The 22,850-nt window shown below is 63.3% G+C and carries 20 protein-coding genes and 1 pseudogene; 8 read left to right on the top strand and 13 right to left on the bottom strand.

Annotation, left to right across the window (positions count from 1 at the left end; translation table 11 throughout):
- The first annotated feature begins 275 nt into the window (after window positions 1-275).
- Window positions 276-1,238: a 2-hydroxyacid dehydrogenase gene (locus OKW37_RS25450; RefSeq protein WP_429402563.1), complete on the top strand. Its 963-nt coding sequence runs from the start codon at window positions 276-278 to the stop codon at window positions 1,236-1,238.
- Between the two features lie 376 nt (window positions 1,239-1,614).
- Entirely contained in the window at window positions 1,615-3,579 is a 1,965-nt protein-coding gene (locus OKW37_RS25445) for an enterotoxin (RefSeq protein ID WP_429402562.1), read from the top strand.
- Between the two features lie 21 nt (window positions 3,580-3,600).
- Here the strand turns inward: OKW37_RS25445 and OKW37_RS25440 are convergent, their stop codons facing one another.
- Window positions 3,601-5,472, bottom strand: a complete 1,872-nt coding sequence (locus OKW37_RS25440) for a beta-galactosidase (protein WP_429402561.1) — start codon at window positions 5,470-5,472, stop codon at window positions 3,601-3,603.
- 300 nt (window positions 5,473-5,772) lie between these two features.
- Between OKW37_RS25440 and OKW37_RS25435 the strand changes: the two genes are divergently transcribed.
- A complete protein-coding gene (locus tag OKW37_RS25435) occupies window positions 5,773-6,264 on the top strand; it encodes an aminoacyl-tRNA deacylase (RefSeq protein WP_090807449.1) in 492 nt (163 codons plus the stop codon).
- A 122-nt stretch (window positions 6,265-6,386) separates the two neighbouring features.
- Here the strand turns inward: OKW37_RS25435 and OKW37_RS25430 are convergent, their stop codons facing one another.
- Entirely contained in the window at window positions 6,387-6,674 is a 288-nt protein-coding gene (locus OKW37_RS25430) for a hypothetical protein (RefSeq protein ID WP_429402560.1), read from the bottom strand.
- A gap of 107 nt (window positions 6,675-6,781) precedes the next feature.
- Here OKW37_RS25430 and OKW37_RS25425 point away from each other — a divergent pair, with 107 nt between their 5' ends.
- Window positions 6,782-7,981: a diguanylate cyclase domain-containing protein gene (locus tag OKW37_RS25425; protein ID WP_429402559.1), complete on the top strand. Its 1,200-nt coding sequence runs from the start codon at window positions 6,782-6,784 to the stop codon at window positions 7,979-7,981.
- A 146-nt stretch (window positions 7,982-8,127) separates the two neighbouring features.
- A complete protein-coding gene (locus OKW37_RS25420) occupies window positions 8,128-8,820 on the top strand; it encodes a cytochrome b/b6 domain-containing protein (protein WP_184061661.1) in 693 nt (230 codons plus the stop codon).
- A 44-nt stretch (window positions 8,821-8,864) separates the two neighbouring features.
- Here the strand turns inward: OKW37_RS25420 and OKW37_RS25415 are convergent, their stop codons facing one another.
- Both OKW37_RS25415 and ilvD read right to left on the bottom strand, forming a co-directional pair.
- Window positions 8,865-9,326: a CHRD domain-containing protein gene (locus OKW37_RS25415; RefSeq protein WP_429402558.1), complete on the bottom strand. Its 462-nt coding sequence runs from the start codon at window positions 9,324-9,326 to the stop codon at window positions 8,865-8,867.
- Between the two features lie 643 nt (window positions 9,327-9,969).
- Window positions 9,970-11,832 carry a dihydroxy-acid dehydratase gene (gene ilvD, locus OKW37_RS25410; protein WP_429402557.1) on the bottom strand — a complete coding sequence of 621 codons (1,863 nt, stop codon included), beginning with the start codon at window positions 11,830-11,832 and terminating at the stop codon, window positions 9,970-9,972.
- A gap of 479 nt (window positions 11,833-12,311) precedes the next feature.
- On the opposite strand from ilvD, the gene OKW37_RS25405 reads away from it, so the two are divergent.
- Entirely contained in the window at window positions 12,312-13,703 is a 1,392-nt protein-coding gene (locus tag OKW37_RS25405; RefSeq protein WP_090807457.1) for a short-chain fatty acid transporter, read from the top strand.
- 102 nt (window positions 13,704-13,805) lie between these two features.
- On the opposite strand, the pseudogene OKW37_RS25400 reads toward OKW37_RS25405, so the two are convergent.
- The 5 genes and pseudogenes from OKW37_RS25400 to OKW37_RS25380 all read right to left on the bottom strand — a co-directional run.
- Window positions 13,806-13,922: pseudogene (locus OKW37_RS25400) on the bottom strand (ABC transporter substrate-binding protein); the annotation flags it as partial.
- Between the two features lie 39 nt (window positions 13,923-13,961).
- A complete protein-coding gene (locus OKW37_RS25395) occupies window positions 13,962-14,405 on the bottom strand; it encodes an NUDIX hydrolase (RefSeq protein ID WP_429402556.1) in 444 nt (147 codons plus the stop codon).
- Window positions 14,406-14,428: 23 nt separating this feature from the next.
- Complete coding sequence (locus OKW37_RS25390) at window positions 14,429-15,073, bottom strand: LysE family translocator (RefSeq protein ID WP_429402555.1); 645 nt, start codon at window positions 15,071-15,073, stop codon at window positions 14,429-14,431.
- An 89-nt stretch (window positions 15,074-15,162) separates the two neighbouring features.
- Complete coding sequence (locus tag OKW37_RS25385) at window positions 15,163-16,143, bottom strand: substrate-binding domain-containing protein (protein ID WP_429402554.1); 981 nt, start codon at window positions 16,141-16,143, stop codon at window positions 15,163-15,165.
- Window positions 16,140-17,519 carry a leucine-rich repeat-containing protein kinase family protein gene (locus OKW37_RS25380; RefSeq protein ID WP_429402553.1) on the bottom strand — a complete coding sequence of 460 codons (1,380 nt, stop codon included), beginning with the start codon at window positions 17,517-17,519 and terminating at the stop codon, window positions 16,140-16,142. The genes OKW37_RS25385 and OKW37_RS25380 overlap by 4 nt, the downstream gene beginning before the upstream one ends.
- Window positions 17,520-17,819: 300 nt before the next feature.
- On the opposite strand from OKW37_RS25380, the gene OKW37_RS25375 reads away from it, so the two are divergent.
- Both OKW37_RS25375 and OKW37_RS25370 read left to right on the top strand, forming a co-directional pair.
- Window positions 17,820-18,443 carry a methylated-DNA--[protein]-cysteine S-methyltransferase gene (locus tag OKW37_RS25375; protein ID WP_429509968.1) on the top strand — a complete coding sequence of 208 codons (624 nt, stop codon included), beginning with the start codon at window positions 17,820-17,822 and terminating at the stop codon, window positions 18,441-18,443.
- 134 nt (window positions 18,444-18,577) lie between these two features.
- A complete protein-coding gene (locus OKW37_RS25370) occupies window positions 18,578-18,883 on the top strand; it encodes a panthothenate synthetase (RefSeq protein WP_090807469.1) in 306 nt (101 codons plus the stop codon).
- An 8-nt stretch (window positions 18,884-18,891) separates the two neighbouring features.
- On the opposite strand, the gene OKW37_RS25365 is transcribed toward OKW37_RS25370, so the two are convergent.
- From OKW37_RS25365 to OKW37_RS25350, 4 genes are all read right to left on the bottom strand, one after another.
- Entirely contained in the window at window positions 18,892-20,133 is a 1,242-nt protein-coding gene (locus tag OKW37_RS25365; protein ID WP_429404273.1) for a Zn-dependent hydrolase, read from the bottom strand.
- A gap of 115 nt (window positions 20,134-20,248) precedes the next feature.
- Window positions 20,249-20,416 (bottom strand): hypothetical protein, encoded by a 168-nt coding sequence (locus tag OKW37_RS25360; RefSeq protein WP_429404271.1) that lies wholly within the window; start codon window positions 20,414-20,416, stop codon window positions 20,249-20,251.
- Between the two features lie 105 nt (window positions 20,417-20,521).
- Window positions 20,522-21,229 carry a dienelactone hydrolase family protein gene (locus OKW37_RS25355; RefSeq protein WP_429352997.1) on the bottom strand — a complete coding sequence of 236 codons (708 nt, stop codon included), beginning with the start codon at window positions 21,227-21,229 and terminating at the stop codon, window positions 20,522-20,524.
- Window positions 21,230-21,456: 227 nt separating this feature from the next.
- Window positions 21,457-22,629, bottom strand: coding sequence for a porin (locus tag OKW37_RS25350; protein ID WP_429404269.1), 1,173 nt, complete (start codon window positions 22,627-22,629; stop codon window positions 21,457-21,459).
- Window positions 22,630-22,850: the final 221 nt, after the last annotated feature.

Genomic DNA, 22,850 nt, shown 5'->3' with positions numbered 1-22,850 from the left:
AAACAGAGTTGCATTCGCATCAGGGGTTGAGCAATCTTGATTCATTGAATCAACATCCGCGGGCCTTGCGGATGGGGATCGCATCAGGGTTTTCCTGATGCGCGTGTGGCCGCAAGCAAGATTGAAGAGGGACAAGACGGAAACAGATCGCAACGCGCGGGCGCCGCGAACAATAGGGGCGAGTCATCACCGAGGGGTTGATTCATCCAATCAACATTGACGGCCCGGTCAGCGATTTCGTAGTCTCTCGACGTGTGCCTACCAAAGGAAAAACCATGTCGGAAGATAAACGCACCAGCCTGTTGATTGCGCGAACGGTTCCCACCGCCGTGGCTAATCGCGCTGCGGCCGAATTCCATGCCTTCGTGACCGAGTCCGATATGAATTCGTGGTCTGTCGTCGACTTCTGCAAGAAGCACGACGTGCCGGCCGTACTCATCGGGAAAAAATCCGGCCTGCAAGCGGAACACATTGCCGCGCTGCCTTCGACGGTCAAGATTATTGCGAACGCGAGCGCGGGCTTCGATCACATGGACGTAGCGGCGGCCCGTGAAAGGGGAATCGTCGTGACGAACGCGCCCGACGCGTTGACCGAGTGCACAGCCGATTTTTCCATGCTGCTCTTGCTGGCTGCGTGCCGTCGCGCGTCAGAATACGAACGGATCATGCGCAACGGATGGGGCAAATCGTTCGGCATGACCGAGATGCTGGGTACGCGAGTGAATGGCAAGACGCTCGGCATCGTCGGATTTGGGCGTATTGGACGGGCGGTCGCTAAGCGTGCGCAGGGATTCGGCATGCGCGTGATCTACACGGACATGCACCGTGCGGCCCCGTCGCTGGAAAATGGCGCGACCTTCTATGCCACTCTCGACGAAATGCTACCGCACTGCCAGGTCCTCACGCTGCACGTGCCGGGTGGAAGCGTCCCGCTCATGACGAAAAGAGAGTTTGGACTCCTTCCCGCAGGCGCGATTTTTGTTAACGCGGCGCGTGGCGGCCTGGTGGACGAAGATGCGCTTTATGACGCCCTGACGTCGGGTCATCTGTTCAGCGCGGCTCTGGATGTGTACCGGAACGAGCCCAACGTCGACAAGCGGTTTGCTGAGCTTGACAACGTGTTCTTGACGCCCCATATGGCCAGCGCGACGATCGAGACCCGCGACCAGATGGGCTTTACGGCGCTGGACAATATCGCCGCCGTGCTGGAAGGACGGCCCGCCTCGAATCCTGTCTAAGGCTCGCCCTCATCGGGACAGTAACGTTGCGACGCCGGCTGACCAGCCGTCTCCCGATAAACATCGACCAACGGCCGTTGTACACGCAAGCAGCCGTTGGTTTCGCATCGGGCCGAAGGGCGGCAGTGGGTCGTAAGTACGCGCTGGCGGATTTGAGAGTCGCCGCTCCGGAGCCGCCTCGGGCGAGCGCTACGGTGTGCCCGGCAACGGAGCGGTGCTCAACGCGTTCTTGCGCTACCACCATACGCAGGGGCTTTCCGAGCGGATAATGACTATCGACGAACTGTTCGCGCCCTCCACCACGGCGCAGTTCGTTATCTGACGCCATTCGCGGAGCGGCGAAAATCTCTTCCTCTGGCCCGAGACAGGGTTCTCCATGCGCGCCAACCATGCTTTGTCCACGCAAACTGGCATGCCCGTGCTCCAGACGACGGGCCATATCTCCTCGTTCGGCAACGACGCGATTGCCTTGCGCTGGACGAACGAGGTCGAACGTCTCGCCGGTTTCTCGCTGATCGACTGCGAGCGCAAACGCACGTTACGCATCGTCGCGCCGCTCACGCTCACGCTCGCTGACGGAACCACCATCGGCCTGGCCGAGCTGAGGGTCGTTGCGCCCGTGAGCGACGCTGCGCTCGAACCCAACCCTCATGCGTCCCGCTTGGGCGAACGAATCGCAGGGCGACGCGCGAGCGTCTCCCTGGTAGATACACATAGACGCCTAAAGGTGCAATGGAGCGTGGAGCAGCGCGAAGGGTCACGATATCTGCGCGTCCAGCTGGCGATTACGGCGCTTCTTCACGACGAAGCGATCGCTGCCGTCTCATTGCTGAAGACGCGCGCTCCAGGCGCCAGGGCCAGTAGTGAGCGCAAGGGCACGCCGGTCATTGCGGGCAACTTCTATCTGGGCTTCGAGCACCCGCTGGCGACAAGTCAGGTGAAGGGCGACAGCCTCAGCTTCATGCTGCATCGCGCGTTGCCGCTGGAGAAAAACAGGACGCTGGTCTACTCCGCTGTGGCAGGTGTAGCCAGCGACGGCCAGGTTCGGCGCGACTTCGGCATCTATCTGGAGCGGGAACGGGCTCGCCCGTATCGCCCGTTTCTGCACTACAACAGTTGGGGCGACATCGGCTACCTCACGCCGTACACGCAGGAGCAGGCGCTCGAGCGCATCGCAACAATCGGCCACCAGTTGCACACAGCGCGCGGGGTGCAGATCGATTCGCTTCTGTTCGACGATGGCTGGGACGACCTTGGCGGCGGCTGGCAATTCAGCAAGGCATTTCCACATGGCTTCGTTCCGCTGCGCGACGCTGCCGCGCGATTCGGCGCCGCTCCCGGCATATGGCTTTCCCCGTGGGGCGGCTACGGTATGCCGAAACAGGAACGCGTGACGCGAGGACGTGCCGCTGGTTATGAGGTCATCGACAACGGTCTCGCATTATCGGGGCCGACGTATTACCGGCGCTTTCATGAAGTCGTGATGGACTTGCTCGACAAGGGCGGCGTCAACCATTTCAAGTTCGACGGCACAGGCAATGCCGACAGGGTGTTCCCCGGCAGCCTGTTCGACAGCGATTGGGACGCGGCGATTCAACTGATCGAGGACATCCGCGCGGCCAAGCCCGAAATTTTCATTAATCTCACCACAGGTACGCATCCGTCGCCGTTCTGGCTGCGCCACGTCGACACCATCTGGCGCGGCGGCAGCGACGATGGCCTGGCGGGCAGCGGCACCAACCGCGAGCGCTGGATCACATACCGCGACACGCAGACGTATCACAACGTCGTGGAGCGCAGTCCGCTCTTTCCACTCAATTCGCTGATGCTGCACGGCATCCTCTACGCGCAGTGCAATCCACGCCTCAATGCGTCGGCGGGCGACGCATTCTCCAACGAAGTGTGGTCGTTCTTCGGCACCGGCACGCAATTGCAGGAGCTCTACATTACGCCGGCGCTGCTGGGCGAGCACGACTGGGATGTGCTTGCGCGCGCCGCCCAGTGGGCGCGAGAAAACGGCGACATTCTTCGCGACAGTCATTGGATCGGTGGAGCGCCGGACGAACAGGCGGCCTACGGTTGGGCAGCGTGGGCGCCGCACAAGGCGATCGTGACGCTGCGCAATCCTCACAGTCGCACGCAACGCTTCACACTCGAGCTGCGGCGCCAACTGGAACTGCCGGATAACACGGCGGCACGATTCGAATCGCGCAGCCTTGGGCGTGCGGGGGATTCCGGTATTCCTGCTCAACTGGACGCTGATCTGTCGCAAGCAGTGCAACTGGCGCCGTTCGAAGTGCTCACGCTCGAACTGCTGCCGGTTGCCGCCGCGAAGCGGTGAAGGGGGGACGAGGCGTAGGCCCTAGTACAACCTGTCGGCCAGTTGAATCGGCTTTGCCTCGATCTGATGGAGGTCGAAGACCAGCACCTCGTTGTTACCTTGCACGAGCCACGGCGCGGGACAATACAGGCGCCTTTGCGGGCCGATGTTCCAGTAGCGTCCGAGATTGTGGCCATTGACCCAGACGATACCCTTAGTCCAGTTGCTCATGTCGAGCCAGGTGTCGCCGACTTCAGTCAGCAGCACGCTCGCCTTATAAAAGAGACCGGGTTTCCGTGGGTTCGTGCAGTCTTCGTTGAGGTTGGCGATAAACGTTTCATCCATCGGCAGCAGGTAGATGTCCCATTCCTCGAGCAACGCGAGCGAGCCGTCGACGTGTTTCATCGTGACCGGCTCGAGCAGACCTTTACGGTCAACGATCGCGGGTCCGAAGTTGACGCGCCCCATGGCCTCGACGAGTATCTCCAGCGCGACCTGGCCGTCCGGGTTCGACCCGTGGTCGTGCCGCGCCGAAGGCAGGGCAAGCGGCGCGCGATGCATCATGTGGAGCGACTGCGCGTACTTCTGCGGCAGTTGCGCTCTCGATACGCCGCCCGCGTACCGTTCACCAAGGAAAACCGTTGCGTAGTCGTGAACGGCGCTGATATCCAGCACACCGCGCGCGTGCTCCGGCAAAGACTTGCGATACAGCACGAAGCCAAACGCCTGACCGTAGCGTTCAAACGACTGCGGCTCGACGCCATGCTCGCGTGGCAGTGCCGCGGGCAGGTTGTCCCAGATCGAGGCGTAGAGCGTTGGCATCAAGGCCTCAGCGCCGGCGCAGTCAAGCGTGGCGATGACCTCGGGTATGGCTGCCAAGGGTTCGGGCAGATAGCTGGCGATCAGGTCTCGATACTTGATGTACTTCGGCGTCGCCGTGCCTTGCTCGCTGATCGGCGCGCAGTAGTCGTAGCTCGTGATGTCGGGCTGATAGTTGCCTGAAGCGTCCACGTTCGCGCCGGCAAAAAAGCCAAAGCTCGTGCCGCCGTGAATGACATACAGGTTGAACGACAGTCGCGCCTGCATGAACGTGGCCAAGGTACTGGAGAGGTCGTAGTCCACGCCCGCGAACCCCGCTTCGCCCCAATGCGTGAGCCACCCTGGGTACACCTCGCCAGCCATCGCGGGCACCGAGGGGAATTCGCGGCGCACGGTTGCGATCTGCGCTGCGTCGCCGTTGCTCAGCGCGATCGCGCCGCCCGTTACCGTGGTGCGATTGCGTTCGAGTTGCGGCAGACCGTCTTCGGTGTAGAACGGCCCGGTTATGCCTCCTGCTAGCCAAAGCTGCCTGAGCTCTTCGAGGTAAGCCGGATTGCTCGCATACGAACCGAATTCGTTCTCGATCTGGATCATCAGGATCGGTCCGCCGTGCTCGCTCATCAAGGGCTTGATACGCGGAACCAGTTCGTCGATATAGCGAGCCACCGCCGCCATGTAGCGAGGATCGGTGGCCGAGTCGGTCCGCAACTGGATGTCCGGATCGCGCAACAGCCAGGAAGGGAGGCCGCCCAGATCCCACTCCGCGCACACGTAAGGTCCGGGGCGCAACAGCACCCACATCTGCTCGGCTTGGCACAGGCGGATGAAGGCCTCGATATCGCGATTCCCGCTGCGGAAGTCGAACACCCCTCTATGCGTCTCGTGGTAATTCCACATGATGTACAACGCGATGCAGTTCATCCCCATCGCCCTTGCCATGCGGATCCGGTGTCGCCAGTACTCGCGCGGGATGCGGGCTGGATGCATCTCGCCGCTGCGAATCTGGAACGGCAGGCCGTCGAGCAGGAAATGTTCGCCGTCGGGGCTAAAAGAGAAGGTATGGCTGCGTTCGAGGTTCACGATGGGCGTTGTCAAGTTGACGAATGCAGGCTACCTGTAAATCGGCTGCACCTGCGAGAACGGTAGAACGCAGTTCCTTAGCGATCAACAGCTTGCGAACTTTTTCGGTCCGCGGCGGCGCCATGCCTCGCACGGACCAAAGGTGTCGTTCGCCGGACCGGCCGACCAACGTCAGCTGAGGAACGGCGGATTCAACCGGTGGACGCGATCGCTCGATGGAATCGTTCAGCTGGCGTGCGTATTGCCGGTGCGTGAACTATTCTGAAAAGACCGCAATTGTTCATTCCTTTTCAGGTATTCGACAGGAGGTGTGCCATGTCGATGTCGCCAACCTTGCAGGACTGCCTGCGCAGCAAGGGTTCCCGCTACGAAGTCGTGCGTCACCCATACAGCCACTCGAGTATCGAAACGGCTGCTGCGGCGCACATTCCGGGCGACCGCCTCGCCAAGACCGTGCTCCTCGAAGACGAACACGGCTACGTGGCCGCCGTGCTGCCGTCAACTTACGCCGTGCAGCTCTCCGAACTCTGGAGCAAGACAGGGCGCCGGCTCGCCCTGGCCACGGAAGTCGAACTGCGCGAATTATTCAAGGACTGCGATGTGGGTGCGCTGCCGCCAATTTGTATGGCGTATGGCATGAAAACCTACCTGGAATCCAGCCTGGCAGGCCAGCCCGACGTCTACTTCGAGGCGGGCGATCACGAAGAACTGATTCATATGGAAGCGGATCAGTTCCTCATGCTGATGGACGATGCGGAGCGCGCCCATTTCGCCCGGCGGATGCGAGGGTTGAGCGGGCGGGCCTGACCCAACTGGCCAGCTCGTGCGCTGGCCGCGATAATTTGACCGCCTTTTGCTTCATTTGTCAGGGGGTAACTAATCAGCGGAAGCTAGAATTTTTTTCCAACTTCCGCTTGATTAGTCACGCGTCATTGCGCCAACTGCCAGCGCAGCACCGGATGCGTCGCGCCGGCAGGCATCGCCCACACCCCCGTCGGACCGAAGTCATCACCCACGAATGATGCCGGTGTGCTCATCTGCGCGGTGGTCAGCCCGTTCGCCGCGGGAATCTGCGTGCCGTACACGACGCCGACTGTGACGGTCGTGGTGTCGGTGTCCCAGTACACATCGTTCCCGATCGTGCCGGTATTGGCCCGCGCGATGCCGATCGGCCGATAGGACGGCTGAGTCACGAGACCGGTTGCGAATCTCCCCACGACCCATTCCGATATCATTTCGCAAGGATGCGCGGCATTTGCCGTTATCACGTATGTAGTCTCTAACCTTTGCCCCGTTGCAGCGGGGACGCGCTCTGAAGTCAGCGATGAAAGTCGATCTAGCCACGCTTTACCTTCTTGTGATCGGAACCTTGTTTGCCAGTTCCGCCATGATGTATTGGGAACACCTGTCCCATCCCAAGCGCGGCAAGGAATTGCGAATGCTGGCGGCCGGCTATGCGACCCTCGGAATCGGTTGCGCGGCGGCTGCATTTCGGGTTCAACTGCTCGGTGCAGTTGGCCCCGCAGTGAGTAATCTCGTGATTCTCACCGGCTATCTGCTCGTCCTGGACGGTGTGGCAATGTTCAACGGCCGGCGATATCTCGCGAGCTCGATCGGGTTGCTTCTGCTGATGGGGCTCACGTGGGCCGTGGCTGGCGTGCGTTGGCAGGCTGCCGTCTGGATGTACGTCAGCGCCATCCCGATCGCGCTGGCTTCCGCCATGACGTCGCTCGAACTGCTGCGAGGCGACGGCATGCCGGCGGTTCAATCCCGGCGCGTCGCCGTGGCGGTAACGGGCATCCACGCGCTGTTTTACGTCGCCCGGGCTTTCGTGCTGCCATGGCTGGTGCCGATCTTCGGGCCGCGCGTGCTGGCTGTCTCCAGCGAAATCACGATGTACGAAGGGGTTCTCTACTCGGTCATTTTGCCGATGACCTTGCTCCGGCTGACCCGGGAAGAAATTCATGGTGAGCTTTTGCAGGAGTCCCGCACGGACTACCTGACTCGCCTCGGAAATCGAAAGTTGTTTTTCGAAGAGGGGGAGCGGGTTATCAGCGACCACGGCATAAATCGACTACCCGTCACACTTCTTGCGTTCGACCTCGATCACTTCAAGAGAATCAACGACCACTTTGGGCATAAGACCGGCGACGAGGTTTTGAGGTCATTCGCGGAAACCGTTCGAGCCGTGACGGGTACGGACGCGATTCTTGCACGCATCGGCGGCGAAGAATTTGCCGCCCTGCTGCCGGGCTACGACAGCGACCGCGCAAAAAAGCTAGGCGAGACCGTTCTCAGCCGGTTCGCCGCAATGTCCCATGGCGCCGACGGCGACCGGATTCGCGCCACTGTCAGCATTGGACTCGCCGAGTCAAGTCGCGAAACGGCTTCCCTCACCGACCTGCTCTCAGCCGCCGACCAGGCGTTGTATCGAGCCAAGTCGCTGGGCGGCAATCGGCTTGAACAGACGCCAACGACCGCGCTCGCCGCCGCCAGTTGCTCTTCGAGTGGCAATCGGATTTAAGCTCCCGCCGGCTAGAGTGTGGGGAAGTTTCCGGTCCCGCTCGAAACACTGAATTCGTTTGCCAGCACGGCTCCGTCGATTTTCCGCGTGGCCGAGGAGCCACGGGGATTTTCGTCCGAGCGCGATCGCGCACGCAGGTACGACACATGGATGCTCACGAACCCGACACGCGGCCGACCCAGCCCGTAACCCGCCCTGTCCTTGTCTGGGACGCGCCGGTGCGGTTGTTTCACTGGCTGGTGGTCGTGCTGGTCACGGCCGCGTATGTCACGTTGAAGCTGAACTGGATCGACTGGCACGTGCGCGTCGGCGAGACGCTGCTCGCCCTTGTTATTTTCCGGCTGCTGTGGGGCTGCTTTGGCAGTGAGACCGCCCGCTTTCGCAGTTTCGTGGCATCACCCGCGGCTGCGCTTCGTCATTTGCGCCGCCTGTTTCATCGCGAGCCCGATGTGCAGGTAGGCCACAATGCGGCCGGCGGCTGGATGGTTCTATTTCTGCTCGTCTTGCTGCTGACCGAGACGCTGAGCGGGCTCTACGTCAACAACGACATCGCCGACGAAGGGCCGTTTAGCGAACTGGTGCCCGTGTGGCTCGCCAACGCAATCTCGGCGTTGCACGGCCTTGTCTGGTACGTGCTGCTCGCCGCGGTGGTACTGCACGTGCTCGTGATCGCCCTCTACGCGGTAGTGAAGGGACACAATCTGCTGCGCCCGATGCTGACCGGCTACAAACTGCTGCCCTCGTCCGTGGACGCGCCGCGGCAGGCGCCAGCGCTGCTGGCGCTGCTGCCATTCGGCGTCGGCGTTGCCGTGGTGATGCTGCTCGCGGCTTATCTGTGAGCCTGCCGCAAACCCGCTCTCCGGGCGCGGCTACCGTGCCTGCTTCAGCTGCCCTTCGGCGGCTTCACCTGGCCGCGAATTTCGCCATTCGGATTGTTCTTCGTGTGAACGTTGATGTACATGTCACCGGCTTCGAACATCTTGGCGTCGTCCGGAGATAGCGTGGCCTGACCGGTGATCGGGCTCGTCACCTCCATGTTGCCCTTCTGCGACAACCAGACTTTTATGCCTGCGTTTTTACCTGCCGGGGCGGGTCCGTGGAAATGTGCCATCGTGGTCGGACTCGTCAATCCGCTGAAGCTGATGTTCCAGGTGACGACCCGCGTGCTGGGGTCGTACGTGAGCTTGGCGCTGCCGCTGCCCGGCGTCTGCACCGGCGGGACCTGTTGGGCGCCCGTCAAAGGCACCTCAAACGAGACGGGCGCCGCTTGCGCCAAGGTCAGTGTACCCGCCAAGGCCAAACCACCGAACACCATGAAAGCGCGCCGCGTGATGGATCGTGACATCTGGTTTTCTCCTGTTGGGTTTGCCCTTGGTGAGCGGGCGATTATTGAAGACTGCAGAAGACCTCGTCGGCGTTGTTGGCAGCCAAACAAGTGAGTCAAGCATAGACGCAAGCAGGCCGTAACGCGAAGGTTGCATGAGCCCGAAATCCGGCTATGCGTGGCAACCGCCCCGTTACGTCGACGCCAGATGAGTCTGTCCAGCGATTCGAAAGGAAATCGTCGGGCGAAAATCGTAGAAATTTGATCTGGCGCGAAAAATTCTTCCGGTACGAGATGCGCTTTGTGCGGAGGCAACGGATGTAACTGGCGCGACCTGGTGTTGCGCCAGGAGCCTTTCGGTGACGGCGATACTGTTGCCTCGGCGATGGCGAGAGCCGATACAGCGCTCTATGCCGCGAAAGCCAACGGCAGAAACTGCGTGATGCTGACGGGGTCGTCGCAGCGTGCCGATGACATCGTCTCCAGTTTTCCGGCTTAGGAAAGGCTCCGCGCAGGGCTGCGCAGGAGACGCCTAAGCGATCGTCCATTCGCACTGGCACTGCAAAAAAAACCGGCATGCAGTCGCCCGCATACCGGTCTCTATTGGGGCCCAGTCGCGTCACCGCGAAAAGGGCCGCCGCGCTGATCCGCGCCAGTCAGCGCTTTACTTGCGCTTCAATTGCGAAATATCGCGCACCGCGCCGCGATCGGCCGAGGTCGCGAGCGCCGCATACGCCTGCAATGCCTGCGACACGACACGCTCGCGATTGGTCGGCTGCCATGCGTCGTCGCCGCGCGCTTCCATCGCCGCGCGACGGCGTGCGAGCTCTTCGTTCGACACCGCGAGATGCATCTTGCGCTGCGGAATGTCGATCTCGATCACGTCGCCGTCTTCGACCAGACCGATCGTGCCGCCTTCCGCCGCTTCCGGCGACGCATGGCCGATCACGAGCCCCGACGAGCCGCCCGAGAAACGGCCATCGGTAAACAGCGCACAGCTCTTGCCGAGGCCCTTCGACTTCAGATACGAAGTCGGGTACAGCATTTCCTGCATGCCCGGACCGCCCTTCGGACCTTCATAGCGGATCACCACGACGTCGCCCGGCACGACCTTGTCACCGAGAATCGCGTCGACCGCGTCGTCCTGGCTTTCGAACACGCGCGCGCGACCCGAGAACAGCCACTGCGATTCGTCGACACCCGCGGTCTTCACGATACAGCCCTTCTCCGCGAGATTGCCGTACAGCACCGCGAGGCCGCCGTCCTTCGAGTACGCGTTGTCCTTGCTGCGGATACAGCCGCTCTTGCGGTCCGTGTCGAGCGTCGCGTAGGTCGCTTCCTGGCTGAAGGCGACCGTGGTCGGAATGCCGCCCGGCGCCGCGCGGAAGAATTTCTGCGCTTCCTCGCCCGCGTCGCCGGCGATGTCCCACTTCGCGATCGCGTTGCCGAGGGTGCCGCTATGCACGTTGCCGCACGACAGATCGAGCAGCTCCGCGCGCGCGAGTTCACCGAGAATACCGACGATGCCGCCCGCGCGATGCACGTCCTCGATGTGGTACTTGTCGGTCATGGGTGCGGCCTTGCACAGGCACGGCACCTTGCGCGAGATACGGTCGATGTCCGACATCGTGAAATCGACGCCCGCTTCCTGCGCGGCGGCCAGCAGGTGCAGCACGGTGTTGGTCGAGCCACCCATCGCGACGTCGAGCGTCATCGCGTTTTCGAACGCCTGCTTGGTGGCGATGCTGCGCGGCAGGACCGAGGCGTCCTCTTCCTGATAGTAGCGGCGGCACAGATCGACGACCAGGCTGCCCGCCTGCTCGAACAGGCCCTTGCGCCATGCGTGCGTCGCGACGATGGTGCCGTTGCCCGGCAACGCGAGGCCGATCGCCTCGGTCAGGCAGTTCATCGAGTTCGCGGTGAACATGCCCGAGCACGAACCGCAGGTCGGGCACGCGCTGCGCTCGACTTCGGCGACTTCGGCGTCGCTGATCTTCGGATCGGCGGCCTTGATCATCGCGTCGATCAGGTCGATCTTCGCGATCACCTGGCCGTCGGTCGGCGACTTGATCTTGCCCGCTTCCATCGGACCGCCCGACACGAACACGACCGGAATGTTAAGGCGCATCGCGGCCATCAGCATGCCCGGGGTGATCTTGTCGCAGTTCGAGATGCAGACCATCGCGTCCGCGCAGTGCGCGTTGACCATGTACTCGACCGAGTCCGCGATCAGTTCACGCGACGGCAGCGAATACAGCATGCCGCCGTGGCCCATCGCGATGCCGTCGTCGACGGCGATCGTGTTGAATTCCTTCGCCACGCCGCCGGCCGCTTCGATCTGCTTCGCGACCAGCGCGCCCAGGTCGCGCAGATGCACGTGGCCCGGCACGAACTGCGTGAACGAGTTCACGACCGCGATGATCGGCTTGCCGAAATCGTCGTCCTTCATGCCGGTGGCGCGCCACAGCGCGCGGGCGCCGGCCATGTTGCGGCCATGAGTCGAAGTGCGTGAGCGATAGTTAGGCATCTGTATCCTCAGGTATTGCTGTTATCGGTTTTGATGAGCGCCCGCGCGGGCGTGGGGATCGCAGCGCGGACTTTGCGCTGGGAACGAATAGTGCAAGAACGCCAGTAAGACGTCCAATATATTTTTTCTGCGTAATTAGGTCGAGGAAAGTATTAAACGATGCCGCGACCGCTCGGCCGATTTCACCTTTCTTGACATTGCCCGCTCCCACCGCGAATAATGCAGCGTTCGTTTAACGAAACCGTGTTCACCGTAAGAACATTGAAACGGAAACAGAGGTCTTTTCGAGCGCAACACCGGGTTCGAGGCCAGGCGCGCCCAAGCCTGGGCCCACCCTCCTGGATTCGCGCCAATCTGTCCGCTGTGATCAAGATCAGGTAAGGCAAGTTTGCCGCCAATACGCGCCAGCACCCCGCGCCGGCGCGCCGTACCCGCCCCTCCGCCCAGCACAGGGCCGGGCACTACACAGAGTCACACACATGAAGCGAGACACTCCCCCTCACGCCGCCGGCCGACCGGCCGCTTCGCGCGGCATCGTCGAAGGGCTGGTTTATGTTTTCGAGCAGGTCATGCCCGACCCGTTCGTACTGTCGATCTGCCTGACGTTCTTCGTCGCCGTGCTGGCGATGCTAATCGCACCGAACGGCACACTGCCGACGCTGCTCGATTCCTGGTACACCGGCACGTTCGGCATTCTGGGCTTCGCGCTGCAGATGATCCTGATCCTCGCGACCGGCTACGCGATCGCGGAAGCGCCGATCGTGCAACGCGGTCTGCGCGCGCTCGCCTCGCATGCGAACTCGCCGACGCGTGCCGCGCTGCTCGTGTTTCCGGTCGTCGCGGTTGCCGCGTGGCTCAATTGGGGGCTCGGGCTCATCGTCGGCGCGTTGCTGTCGCGGGAAATCGCGCGGCGCGTCGACGTCGACTTCGCATGGCTCGTCGCGGGCAGCTATTCGGCCTGGTCGATCTGCAACAGCGGGCTGTCAAGTTCGATCGCGCTATCACAGGCATCGCACGGCAATGCGCTGAATCTCGTCGAGAAAGCGACCGGCCACGTGGTGCCGCTCAGCGAAACCATCTTCGCGCCGTTCGTGTTCATTCCGACCGTGCTGGTCGTCGTCGTGATGACCGCGATCTTCATCAAGATGCATCCGAAGGCGGAGAACGTCGTCGCGTTTCGTCAGAGCGGCGAAGCAGCCGCCGACGCGCCGAGCGACGACCCGCATGCCCGCGCGAGCAGCGAGACATCGCTCGCGGCGCGCCTCGAACAGTCGATGCTCGGCACACTGCTGATGCTCGCGCTCGGCATCGGCTATCTGGCGCTGACGTGGCACAAGGAAGGATTCGATCTCGACATCAACAACACGATCCTGATCTTCCTGATGATCGGTCTCGCGCTGCAACGCACGCCGATCGCGTACGCGAATTCGATTCGCCGCGCCGCGCGTCAGACCGGCTCGATGCTGCTGCAATATCCGATGTACGGCGGGATCATGGGCATCATGAAGGGCACGGGTCTCGCGTCGATGATCGCGAAAGCGTTCGTGACGATCGCGTCACCGGTCACGCTGCCGCTGTGGAGCTATCTGAGCTCGCTGATCATCACGCTGCTGGTGCCGAGCGCCGGTGGCCACTGGGCGGTGCAGGGTCCGTTCGTGCTGCCCGCGGCGCTCAGCCTGCATGCGTCGGTGCCGCGCACCGCAATGGGCGTCGCGATGGCCGAGAATGTATCGAACATGCTGCAGCCGTTCTGGGCCGTGCCGATCGTCGCGATCGCGGGTATCCGGATTCAGCGCGTCATGGGCTATACGGCGGTGACGTTCGCGGTGTCGCTGGTGATTTACGCGGTGGCGTTGTGGCTCGTGCCGTAACCACAATGACCTGAGTCGAACGATCTCGCTACCGTCAAAACAAAGGGCCGATGAAGCAATGCTTGATCGGCCCTTTGTGCTTTCGCGGCGTACCGTTCGCTGTTACATCTTGACGACGTCCAGCAGCGTCTTTTTGCCGTCCTTGTAGTCGTACAGCGAGATCACGCCGTGCTGAAGGTCGCCCTTCGCGTCGAACGTCGTTTCGCCGGTCACGAGCGTCGCTGTAGATCTTCGAGGCCGGAATCGACGCGCCCGAGTTCAGGTGGCCCACCACGGCTTGAAATCGGCCAGCATCACACCGTCGCGGATATGCGCGAGAGCGGCCGCCACGTAGTCGACGACCGGTGCCGGTGGATGGTCCGGCTTCGCCCACACGAAGCCCGAGCACTTGTGCGGCTCCATGTTCGCCAGTTCGCCCTGCCATGAACGGCACACGAGAAAGAAGCTGATGCGGTTCGTGTCCGAGTCGCGCCGCATCACGAGTTTGAATTCGAGCGCGCCGGGCGCGATCGTCACACCGGCTTCTTCTTTCGATTCTCGAATCGCGCATGCCTCGATCGATTCGCCCGGTTCGAGATGGCCGGCAATCAACGCGTACTGGCCGTCCCTGAAACCGGTATTCGCGCGCTGGATGAAAAGGCACTCGCCCTGCCCATTCAGGAACAGCACGTTCACATCGACGATGCTTTGCATTCGGCTCATTTTCTTGCCGGCATCATGACGGACTAGCCGCGTTGCGCGGTGAGCAGCTTGATGCCGAGCGCGACGAAGACGAGCCCGCTGCCGCGTTTGATGGCCGCGACCCAACGGCTAGCTCCGACGCGCGTATGGATACCGCGCACGCCGAGCGAATAAATGGTGTGCACGAGCGCGACGGTGACCGCGATCGTCAGATACATCACGATGAACTGCTCCGACAGGCCGCGCTCGTGGTCGATGAATTGCGGCATGAACGCCGATAGAAAGATCATCGTCTTCGGATTGCTTCCCGACACGAGCAAGGCTTCGCGGAATACCTTCTTGCGCTCGAACGTATAAGCGGACGATGCGACGCCCGCCGGCTGCGCGGCCCGCGATGCCTCTTTGTTGCCGCCGCGCAGTTGCCTGATGCCGAGATACATCAAATAACCCGCGCCGAGCACTTTCATCGCGACGAAGAGCGGCGGCAGCGTCGTCAATACCGCGCCGACACCTAGCGCCACGAGCGCGACGACGACTCCTTGCGCGAGCAGATTACCGGCGACGCTCGCCGCCGCGCCGCGGTTTCCATAGCGGACCGAATTGCGGATCACGAGCAGAACGTTCGGTCCCGGCGAAATGGTGGTGAGCAGATAGGCACCGGCGAAAAGCAACCAGGTATGGAAGGACATGGCAGGCCCAGCGGTTCGTTGTGGTTGAATACCAATACACCGGACATCATCATGCCACGGAAAAAATCGCTGCCGCGTCGCGCGCCGCCTCAACGCTTCGAGCCCGTCACCAGTTGCAGCGGCGTCTCGATCACCTTCGACAACTCGCGCTGCTTGCGCCGCTCGGTCACCGCCTTCAACGCGAAGTCGATGCCGAACACGGTCTGGCGGCCGGCGAACTGGTTCATCGTCGCGAGCACGCGGCCGTCGGCGAGTAGCGGCTTGATCGCATCGATCGCGTCGTAGCCGGTGACATAGACGCCGCCGCCGCGACCCGCGTCGCGAATCGCGTCGACCGCGCCCATCGCCATGTTGTCGTTGCCGCATAACAGCGCGCGCAACTGCGGATGCTCGGCCAGCATTTTCGCGGCCACGTCGCGGGCCTTGCCGTACTCCCAGTCACCCGACTCGACCGCGACGACCTGCACGCTCGCGGCATCCATCGCATCGCGGCTGCCGGCCGTGCGCTGCTGCGCATTGCTGCTCACCGAAATGCCTTCGATGATGCCAACCTGATCGCCGGGCTTCAGCCGCGCGGCCAGATATTGGCCGACCTGCTTCGCGCCGTTGCGATTGTTCGGCCCGACGAACGGCACCGAGATGCCGGCGGCCGCTTGCGCCGCATCGTCGAGCGGGTTGTCGATCGTGATCGTAATGATGCCGGCCTTGATCGCGCGCGCGATCACCGGGATCAGCGCCTTCGAGTCGGTCGGCGCGATCACGATCGCGTTCACCTTCGCCCTGATCGCCTCATCGACCATGCGGATCTGCGCGGCGGTGTCGGTCTGTTTGGCCGTGCCGCGAATCGTCAGGCTGAATTGCGACGAGAAGTGGTCCTGGTAATTGCGCGCAGCGTCGACCATCGCGACCGTGAACGGGTCAGACATCGATTTGAGTACGAGCGCGATCTTCGGCTTCGTGCGGGGCAGCACTTCGGCGCCGGCATCGTCCGCGAACAGCGCGATGCCAGTGAGACCGGTTGCGGCCAGCGCGCCCGCGAGCAGCACGCGGCGGCGCATGTTCTGCGTCATGGCTTGACTCCTTCGCGGAGGTGCCGGTTGCGGAGGTGCCGGTTGCGGAGGTGCCGATCGAACGACGCGACGCTGGCGGCAATTTCGTCGAAGAGCGGCCGGCTGTCGATATCTTCGCTCAGACAACGCGTCTTCAAGGCGGCGAGTTGCGCGTCGAGTTCACCGGATACGTCGCAACGCTCGAGCAGTTCTTCGAGCAGACAGCCGTACGCCCTCACTTCGACCCGCTGCAACGCGATAGCGAGCTCGCGATCGCCGGCGTCAAAAAACGACGCCGCCCCGAAATCGCCGAGCAGCGCGCGCCCCGCGCCGCCGTGCAGGATATTGTGCGCGTACAGATCGCCATGCATCACGCCGCCCCGATGCAGATGACTCGCGACCTTCGCGATGCCGCTCGCGATACCGAGCACCGTCGCAAGGTCAAAGCGCGCGTCGTCGCGATAGATGTCGCGCGTACACGATGCGAGGCTCGGCGGGCCGGCGAGATTGGCGAAGCGCGTATCGATCAATCCCATCACGAGGCCATGCGTATCCGACGGATGCCCGATCACCTTGCCGAGCACGGGGATCAGGTTCGCATGTTCGCCGCCGCGAATGCAAGCAGCCATCTCGCAGTCGGGCAAACCGTCGCTCGTCACCGCGCCCTTGAACAGCTTGACGGCGACCGCACGCGGCGCGGGCTCGTTGTCCGCGTGCAGCGCCGCGCGATAGATGACGCCCGATGCGCCCTCGCCCAACGGCCGTTCGAGCTGCAACGCATCCCAACGAATGCCGCTGATCGGTGTGTCGATGAGCGCCGCCTGTTCGAGCGCCGCGTTGAACGGATTGCCCGCATACGCGAGCCACGCAAGCCGCGGCAGACGCAGCAACCAACGCGGCAATGCATCGAAACGATTCGCCGCGAGCCGCAGCAATTCGAGCCGCGTGCATGCGGCCAACTCCTCGGGCAGCGCGCGCAGCCGGTTGCCGGCAAGCATCAGCTTCTGCAGTTGCGTGCAGCGGCCGAGCTCCGCGGGCAAGCGTTCGAGATCGTTGTCGGTCAGAATCAGCCAACGCAGCAGCGGCGGCAGCGCGCGCGCCGGCACCTCGCGGATGCGATTCGACTTGAAGCCGATCATGCTCAGTTGAGCGCATTCGCCGAGCACGCCGGGCAATTCGGTGAACGGGTTGTTGGACGCGAACAGGATGCGCAGTTTGCGCAGACGCGGCAGATCGTCCGGCAGCGTCGTCAATGCGTTGTTCGACAGGTCGAGCACTTCGAGCGTATCGGCGAGATCGAAAATCTCGCGCGGAAATTCGCTCAGGCCGCACGCGAGTTTGAGTTCGCGCGCACCCGCCAGTCGCCCGGCCCGCAGTTGTTCTAGAGTCGTGGTCACAGTCGTGGGAAAGAAGATCGGGTAGCGCCCGCAGAGCGTCGTACCGAAGCTGTCGATTTTACTGAGTCGAAGGTCATCTGGGGTTCTCTGCGGTACAGTGATGCGAGCGTCGCGGGGGTCACGGCCGTCGCGGCCATGTCGAATGCGAATGAGACAGCAATATCTGGAGCGCGTTCGGGCCACGCAAGCGACACACTATCGGATAACGGCGCAGCCTTCATGCAGTTTTGCGCGTCCGGTCGTCGAAACGCCGCCGCCTCGCAAGTCCTTGCGCCGCCACCCTGTCAGGAGCCTGAGAAAGTGACGTATGCATACAAGTTGATCGATTCGCCGGTCGGTCAGTTGAAGCTGGTGGCGAAAGGCGAATGCCTCGCCGCGATTCTGTGGGAGCACGACAAGCCTGACCGCGTGCGACTCGGCGAGATGAGCGAAGCGAACGAACTCGCGGTCCTCGTCGAGACCGCGCGGCAATTGCACGAGTACTTCGCGGGCACGCGCCTGGCCTTCGATCTGCCGCTCGACTTTCACGGCACCGAGTTCCAGAAGCAGGTCTGGCGCGCGCTGCTGACCATTCCGTTCGGCCAGACCCGCAGCTATTCGGAGATCGCGCAGCAGATCGGCAACCTCAATGCGGTGCGCGCGGTGGGCGCGGCAAACGGCCGGAATCCGATCTCGATCGTCGCGCCGTGTCATCGTGTGATCGGCGCGTCGGGCGAGCTGACGGGATTCGCCGGCGGCCTCGCCAACAAGATGCTGCTGCTTTCGCTGGAGGCGGGGCAGACCTCGCTCGAAGCAGCGGCGGACCACGCGCAAAGGCAGGCGCCTGAGCGGGGAGCGGCGCAAGCGGTCAAGGACGATGCGCCCGCGAAACCGGCGCATCGTCAGCCGAGCCGGGGAACGCAGGGTTCGCTGTTCGGCAGCTAAAGCAGCGCACACCCGGCACGATGCGCCACCCACCGGCCGTAATCGCCGATGCTTCGTCCGCGATCAGCACCATCGCCCGCGCATGCAACACCTATCCTTAAGATGCCCTTTGGGGCATCGAACAGGAGGATGACATGCGCATGCTTCTCAACATACAAATACCGAACGAACCGTTCAGCACACTCGTGCGCGAAGGCCGAATCGGCGACCTGATGAGAAAGATCCTCGAGGACATGAAACCAGAAGCCATCTACTTCACCGAGCAGCAGGGCAAACGCGGCGCGGTGGCGGTCGTCGAGGTCGCCGATGCATCGGCGATCCCCGCGCTTGCCGAACCGTGGTTCCTGACGCTCGACGCCGACTGCGAGCTGCGCATCGCGATGCTGCCCGAGGATCTGATGAAAGCCGGGCTCGACGCGCTCGGCGACAAGTGGAAGTAGCGCGGCCCTCAGGAATGCCCAGCCGCTAGCTGCAGCAGCATCGAAGCCGCGGCCGTCGCCGCGACCTGGCAGCCGAGCACGATATGCGCCTCGGCCGTGTCCTCGATAAAGTCGTGACTCACGCCGCCGATGCTCGGCACGAACATCATGCACGCCGGCATGCAACGCGCGATCACCTGCGCGTCGTGCGCGGCGCCGCTCGGCATGCGCAGCCACTGGCCCGGCGCGAGTGCTTCGGCGGCTCGCGCGATGTGCTCCGCGAGCGTGGCGTCCATGCTGACGGGTTCGATCGGCTCGTCGAGCGTCTGCAATTCGACGCTCACCGCGTCGTGCGCGTTGAAATCGCGCACCAGTTCCGCGAGCGCGCGTTCCATGGCCTGAAGCCGTGCCGGGTTCGCATCGCGGAATTGCAGGTACATGTCGGCCGCGCCGGGCACGACGCTCATCGAGCCCGGATCGAGATCGATGCGGCCCACGGTCCAGACGGTATCCGCGTCCGCCAGCTGCCCGAACGCGTCGTTCATCCGCGCGATGAACGCGACGAGCGCCGCGCCCGCGTCGCGGCGGATCGCCATTGGCGTCGTGCCCGCGTGGTTGCGCTGACCCGTGAAGCGCAGCCGCGATTCGCGCAGCCCGACGATCGTCGTGACGACGCCGATCGCTTTGCCGATCGCTTCGAGACGTCCGCCCTGCTCGATATGCGGCTCCAGATACGCGACCTGGCGCCCTGCCTCGAAACGCGCACGCGGCCGGCCCGCCAGTCCAGCGGCCTCGAGTACGTCGGCGAGGCGTTCGCCCTGCCGATTCGTCGCGCCGCGAATCGAATCGTCGACCACCTCGCCGACGAAGCTGCGGCTGCCGAGCAGGCCCGAGAACGTGCCCTCCTCGTCGATCCACGACGCGACGTCGACGGCGAGGTGCCGCGTCGCGTCGTGCTCCGCTAGCGCGCGGGCGATTTCGAGCCCGTACATCACGCCCATTGCGCCATCGAGCCAGCCGCCGGTCGGCTGCGTGTCGGTATGCGAGCCGATCACGAGCGCAGGACCGCTATTGCGCGAGCGTCCGAACACGGTGCCGACGCCGTCGATGCGCGCGTCGAGCCCCGCCTCAGTCATCCTGCCGACCAGCCATTCGCGCGCCGCCAGATCGACCGGCGACAGCGCGAGCCGGACCACGCCGGGACCGGTCGCACCGAAACCGCGCAGCCGTTTGAGGTCGGCCATCAGCCGGTCAGGATCGATCTTCACCACGTTGTCATCTCCATGAATTGATTGCGGATATACGCGTGAAGCCCACCCTCCGGCTCGAACAATCGATACAGCGTGGGCCGCGACAGCGGCGACATGGCCAGCACGCTGTCGACCGTCAGATCAGGTGGCCGAAATTTGCGTCGATATAGCGGCGCGCCGCCGTGGACATCGCGGTGCGTGCCACCGCCCGCGCACTGCCGGTCAAGCCTGTTTCCTTGCCGAACGCCGCCGCCATCAACAGCGCGCAGGTGTGGAGCGCTTCCTGAGCCGCGGACGCGTCCATCGTGGGCAGCGTGCGGCACAGTTCGGACGGCCGTATCAAGAAAGCGCCACGACCGCGGGCACTCTCACGAAGCGGACGAGCCGTCCGCTTCCGCCATTCACCAACTCATTTCCACAGCGTGCGGCCAAAGAACGTCAACGTACGATCCCACGCCTGTTGCGCCCAGACCGGGTCGTATTGCGTCCTCGCGATGCGGCCCGACCCGACCGCCGTTTCGTTCGCGAACGCGTGACGCGCCAGATAGCGATGAAACTCGACGTCGACTTTCGCGTCGGTGAGTTTCTTTTCGAGCGCGTCGACGGTGTCGGCGGCGAAGAACTCGTCCTGCAGACCCCAGTGGCCCATCACCGGAACCTTGATCTTCGACGCGTCGATATAGTCGAGCGGCGGGAAGCCATACCAGACGACGCCGGCCGCCACTTCAGGCACGTTGCACAGCGCGAGGAACGTCAGCGCGCCGCCCATGCAGTAGCCGGTCAAGCCAACCTTCGCCGCGTGCTGCTGCAGATACTGGACCGCGCCGCGCACGTCCTGCGTTGCGGCATCGCCGAAATCGAGGCCGCTCATCAAGTGGTGCGCCTCATCCTCTTCGACCGTCGACTTGCCGCGATACAGATCGGGCACCAGCGCGAAGTAGCCGGCTTTGGCGAGGCGATCGGCGACGCCGCGAATCTGGTCGTTCAAGCCCCACCATTCCTGGATCACGACGACCGCGGGCGCACCCGCGGCTTTTTCAGGCTTCGCGAGATAGCCCTGTAGCTGCTTGCCGTCGGGACGGTTGAACGTGATCATCGAACCTGCGTGTTGGGTCATCGGTCGCTCCTCGAGTAGACGAAACCGCTAGCATAGCGCCGCTACCCCGTTTTCTGTTCAATCGGAATCGTGCCGACGCGCGAGCGTGATCCCGCGGAATCTGCGCGTTATGTGAAACGCGACGCAGAAATCAGGCCCGCGCGACATGTGATTTCGCGCACGCATTCAAGCGCTTTTATCCATTGGGTGAATGACTCGACTGAAAGCTAGACGTATTGCGATGCGCGCTAGAACCGCTCGATCACACCGAATTGGACGCCCGCGACCGGCGCGCCCGGATAGGCAACGGGCAGCCCGGTCACGTTGACGCCGCGCAGCGTGAAGCGCGAGTCGTCGTGATTCGCGAGATAGGCGGCGCTGAAATACAGCAGCAGCGTCGGCGACATGCTGTATTCGAATGCCGCGCTGAACTGGTCCGCGCTGCCGCCAGGCGTCGTGTAGTCGCGCACGTGCGCATAGCCGAGCGAGGCACGCGCATTGGTCGAAAAACTGTACTGCGCCGACAGCGAGCCGCCCGCGCCGTGATAGACCGGCGTGCCGCCATCGCCGTTGAAAAAGGACAGCCACACGCGCAGCTTGCCGAAGGCGTAGTTCGCGCCGCCGAGGTTGGCGCGCAGCGCGCCGGCACCGTGCGTCTGCTGGCGCGCGTACAGCAGATGCAGGTGGTCGAGCCGATACGACGCGCTCACGTAATAACCGTCGATGCCGTTGCCGTCGGCCTCGGACGGATCGCGCATCGCCATCATCAGCGTCGCACTGAGGCCGGCGATGCGCGGCGATAGATACGCAACCGCGTTGTTCGCATACGGCGTGATCTTCGACAGATTGTTGAGCCCCGAGGCGATCGTGCCGGCGCCGAACGCGTCGAGATCGCCCTTGAACGGGATATAGATCGGCGAATACTGACGGCCGACGCGCAGTTCGCCCCAGCTGCCGCTCGCGCCGATCCATGCCTGACGATTGAAGATCGAGCCGGGCACCTGCAAGCTGCCGTCGGTCGAGCTGAAGCCGTTTTCGAGCGTGAACACGATCGCGTTGCCGCCCCCGAGCGGCTGCGCGCCATGCAGCCCGACCCGCGAGCCGCGATACGCGCCGGAGTCCATGCGCGCGACCCAGCCCGAACCGGGGTCGGTGATTTCGACGCTCGTATCGATCACGCCATACAGCGAGACGAAGCCGGTGTCGATTCCTGAGGCGGCGCCGGTGCCGGTATCGATGTCGGTGACGGCGGCTGCGCCGTGCGCATAGAGCAGAAGCGCGCCACCTCCCCAAGCCGCTCTCACGCCGACGCTGATCGTCAAGGCTTCGCGGACTGTGTTCAGCAGGCAAGCCATGGCGTGACGCAGGATGAGTTCCTCCTCGAACACATCGATCGGATATTCCGCGAGCGAACTTACCACGTTCGGGCGAACCCGTGCGCACCGTCCAGTACGCTCGCGCACATCCCTACGATGCAAGCGCGCGCCAGCGTCCGCGACTGGAGGACGGCGATGCAGGAGTCGCCGCGGCCCGTGTGCGGCGCCGTGCCCGGGGCACCACCTTTTCCCGCGCCGTGTGGTATTTCGCGCGACGAATTCTTTTGACCAGGGGAAACCCGTATAATCCTCAAGACGTCAGACAA

Source organism: Paraburkholderia sp. MM5482-R2 (assembly GCF_050436125.1).
Classification (GTDB): Bacteria; Pseudomonadota; Gammaproteobacteria; order Burkholderiales; family Burkholderiaceae; genus Paraburkholderia; species Paraburkholderia tuberum.
This window is presented reverse-complemented; position numbering and strand designations above follow the sequence as displayed.

Excerpts from the sequence above, each read along its gene's own strand:
- OKW37_RS25450 (WP_429402563.1), top strand. The coding sequence starts at position 276 with ATGTCGGAAGATAAACGCACCAGCCTGTTGATTGCGCGAACGGTTCCC.
- OKW37_RS25420 (WP_184061661.1), top strand. The coding sequence starts at position 8,128 with ATGGATGCTCACGAACCCGACACGCGGCCGACCCAGCCCGTAACCCGC.
- OKW37_RS25395 (WP_429402556.1), bottom strand. The coding sequence starts at position 14,405 with ATGAGCCGAATGCAAAGCATCGTCGATGTGAACGTGCTGTTCCTGAAT.
- OKW37_RS25405 (WP_090807457.1), top strand. The coding sequence starts at position 12,312 with ATGAAGCGAGACACTCCCCCTCACGCCGCCGGCCGACCGGCCGCTTCG.
- OKW37_RS25415 (WP_429402558.1), bottom strand. The coding sequence starts at position 9,326 with ATGTCACGATCCATCACGCGGCGCGCTTTCATGGTGTTCGGTGGTTTG.
- OKW37_RS25385 (WP_429402554.1), bottom strand. The coding sequence starts at position 16,143 with ATGACGCAGAACATGCGCCGCCGCGTGCTGCTCGCGGGCGCGCTGGCC.
- OKW37_RS25355 (WP_429352997.1), bottom strand. The coding sequence starts at position 21,229 with ATGACCCAACACGCAGGTTCGATGATCACGTTCAACCGTCCCGACGGC.
- OKW37_RS25360 (WP_429404271.1), bottom strand. The coding sequence starts at position 20,416 with ATGGACGCGTCCGCGGCTCAGGAAGCGCTCCACACCTGCGCGCTGTTG.
- ilvD (WP_429402557.1), bottom strand. The coding sequence starts at position 11,832 with ATGCCTAACTATCGCTCACGCACTTCGACTCATGGCCGCAACATGGCC.
- OKW37_RS25390 (WP_429402555.1), bottom strand. The coding sequence starts at position 15,073 with ATGTCCTTCCATACCTGGTTGCTTTTCGCCGGTGCCTATCTGCTCACC.
- OKW37_RS25425 (WP_429402559.1), top strand. The coding sequence starts at position 6,782 with ATGAAAGTCGATCTAGCCACGCTTTACCTTCTTGTGATCGGAACCTTG.
- OKW37_RS25370 (WP_090807469.1), top strand. The coding sequence starts at position 18,578 with ATGCGCATGCTTCTCAACATACAAATACCGAACGAACCGTTCAGCACA.
- OKW37_RS25445 (WP_429402562.1), top strand. The coding sequence starts at position 1,615 with ATGCGCGCCAACCATGCTTTGTCCACGCAAACTGGCATGCCCGTGCTC.
- OKW37_RS25435 (WP_090807449.1), top strand. The coding sequence starts at position 5,773 with ATGTCGATGTCGCCAACCTTGCAGGACTGCCTGCGCAGCAAGGGTTCC.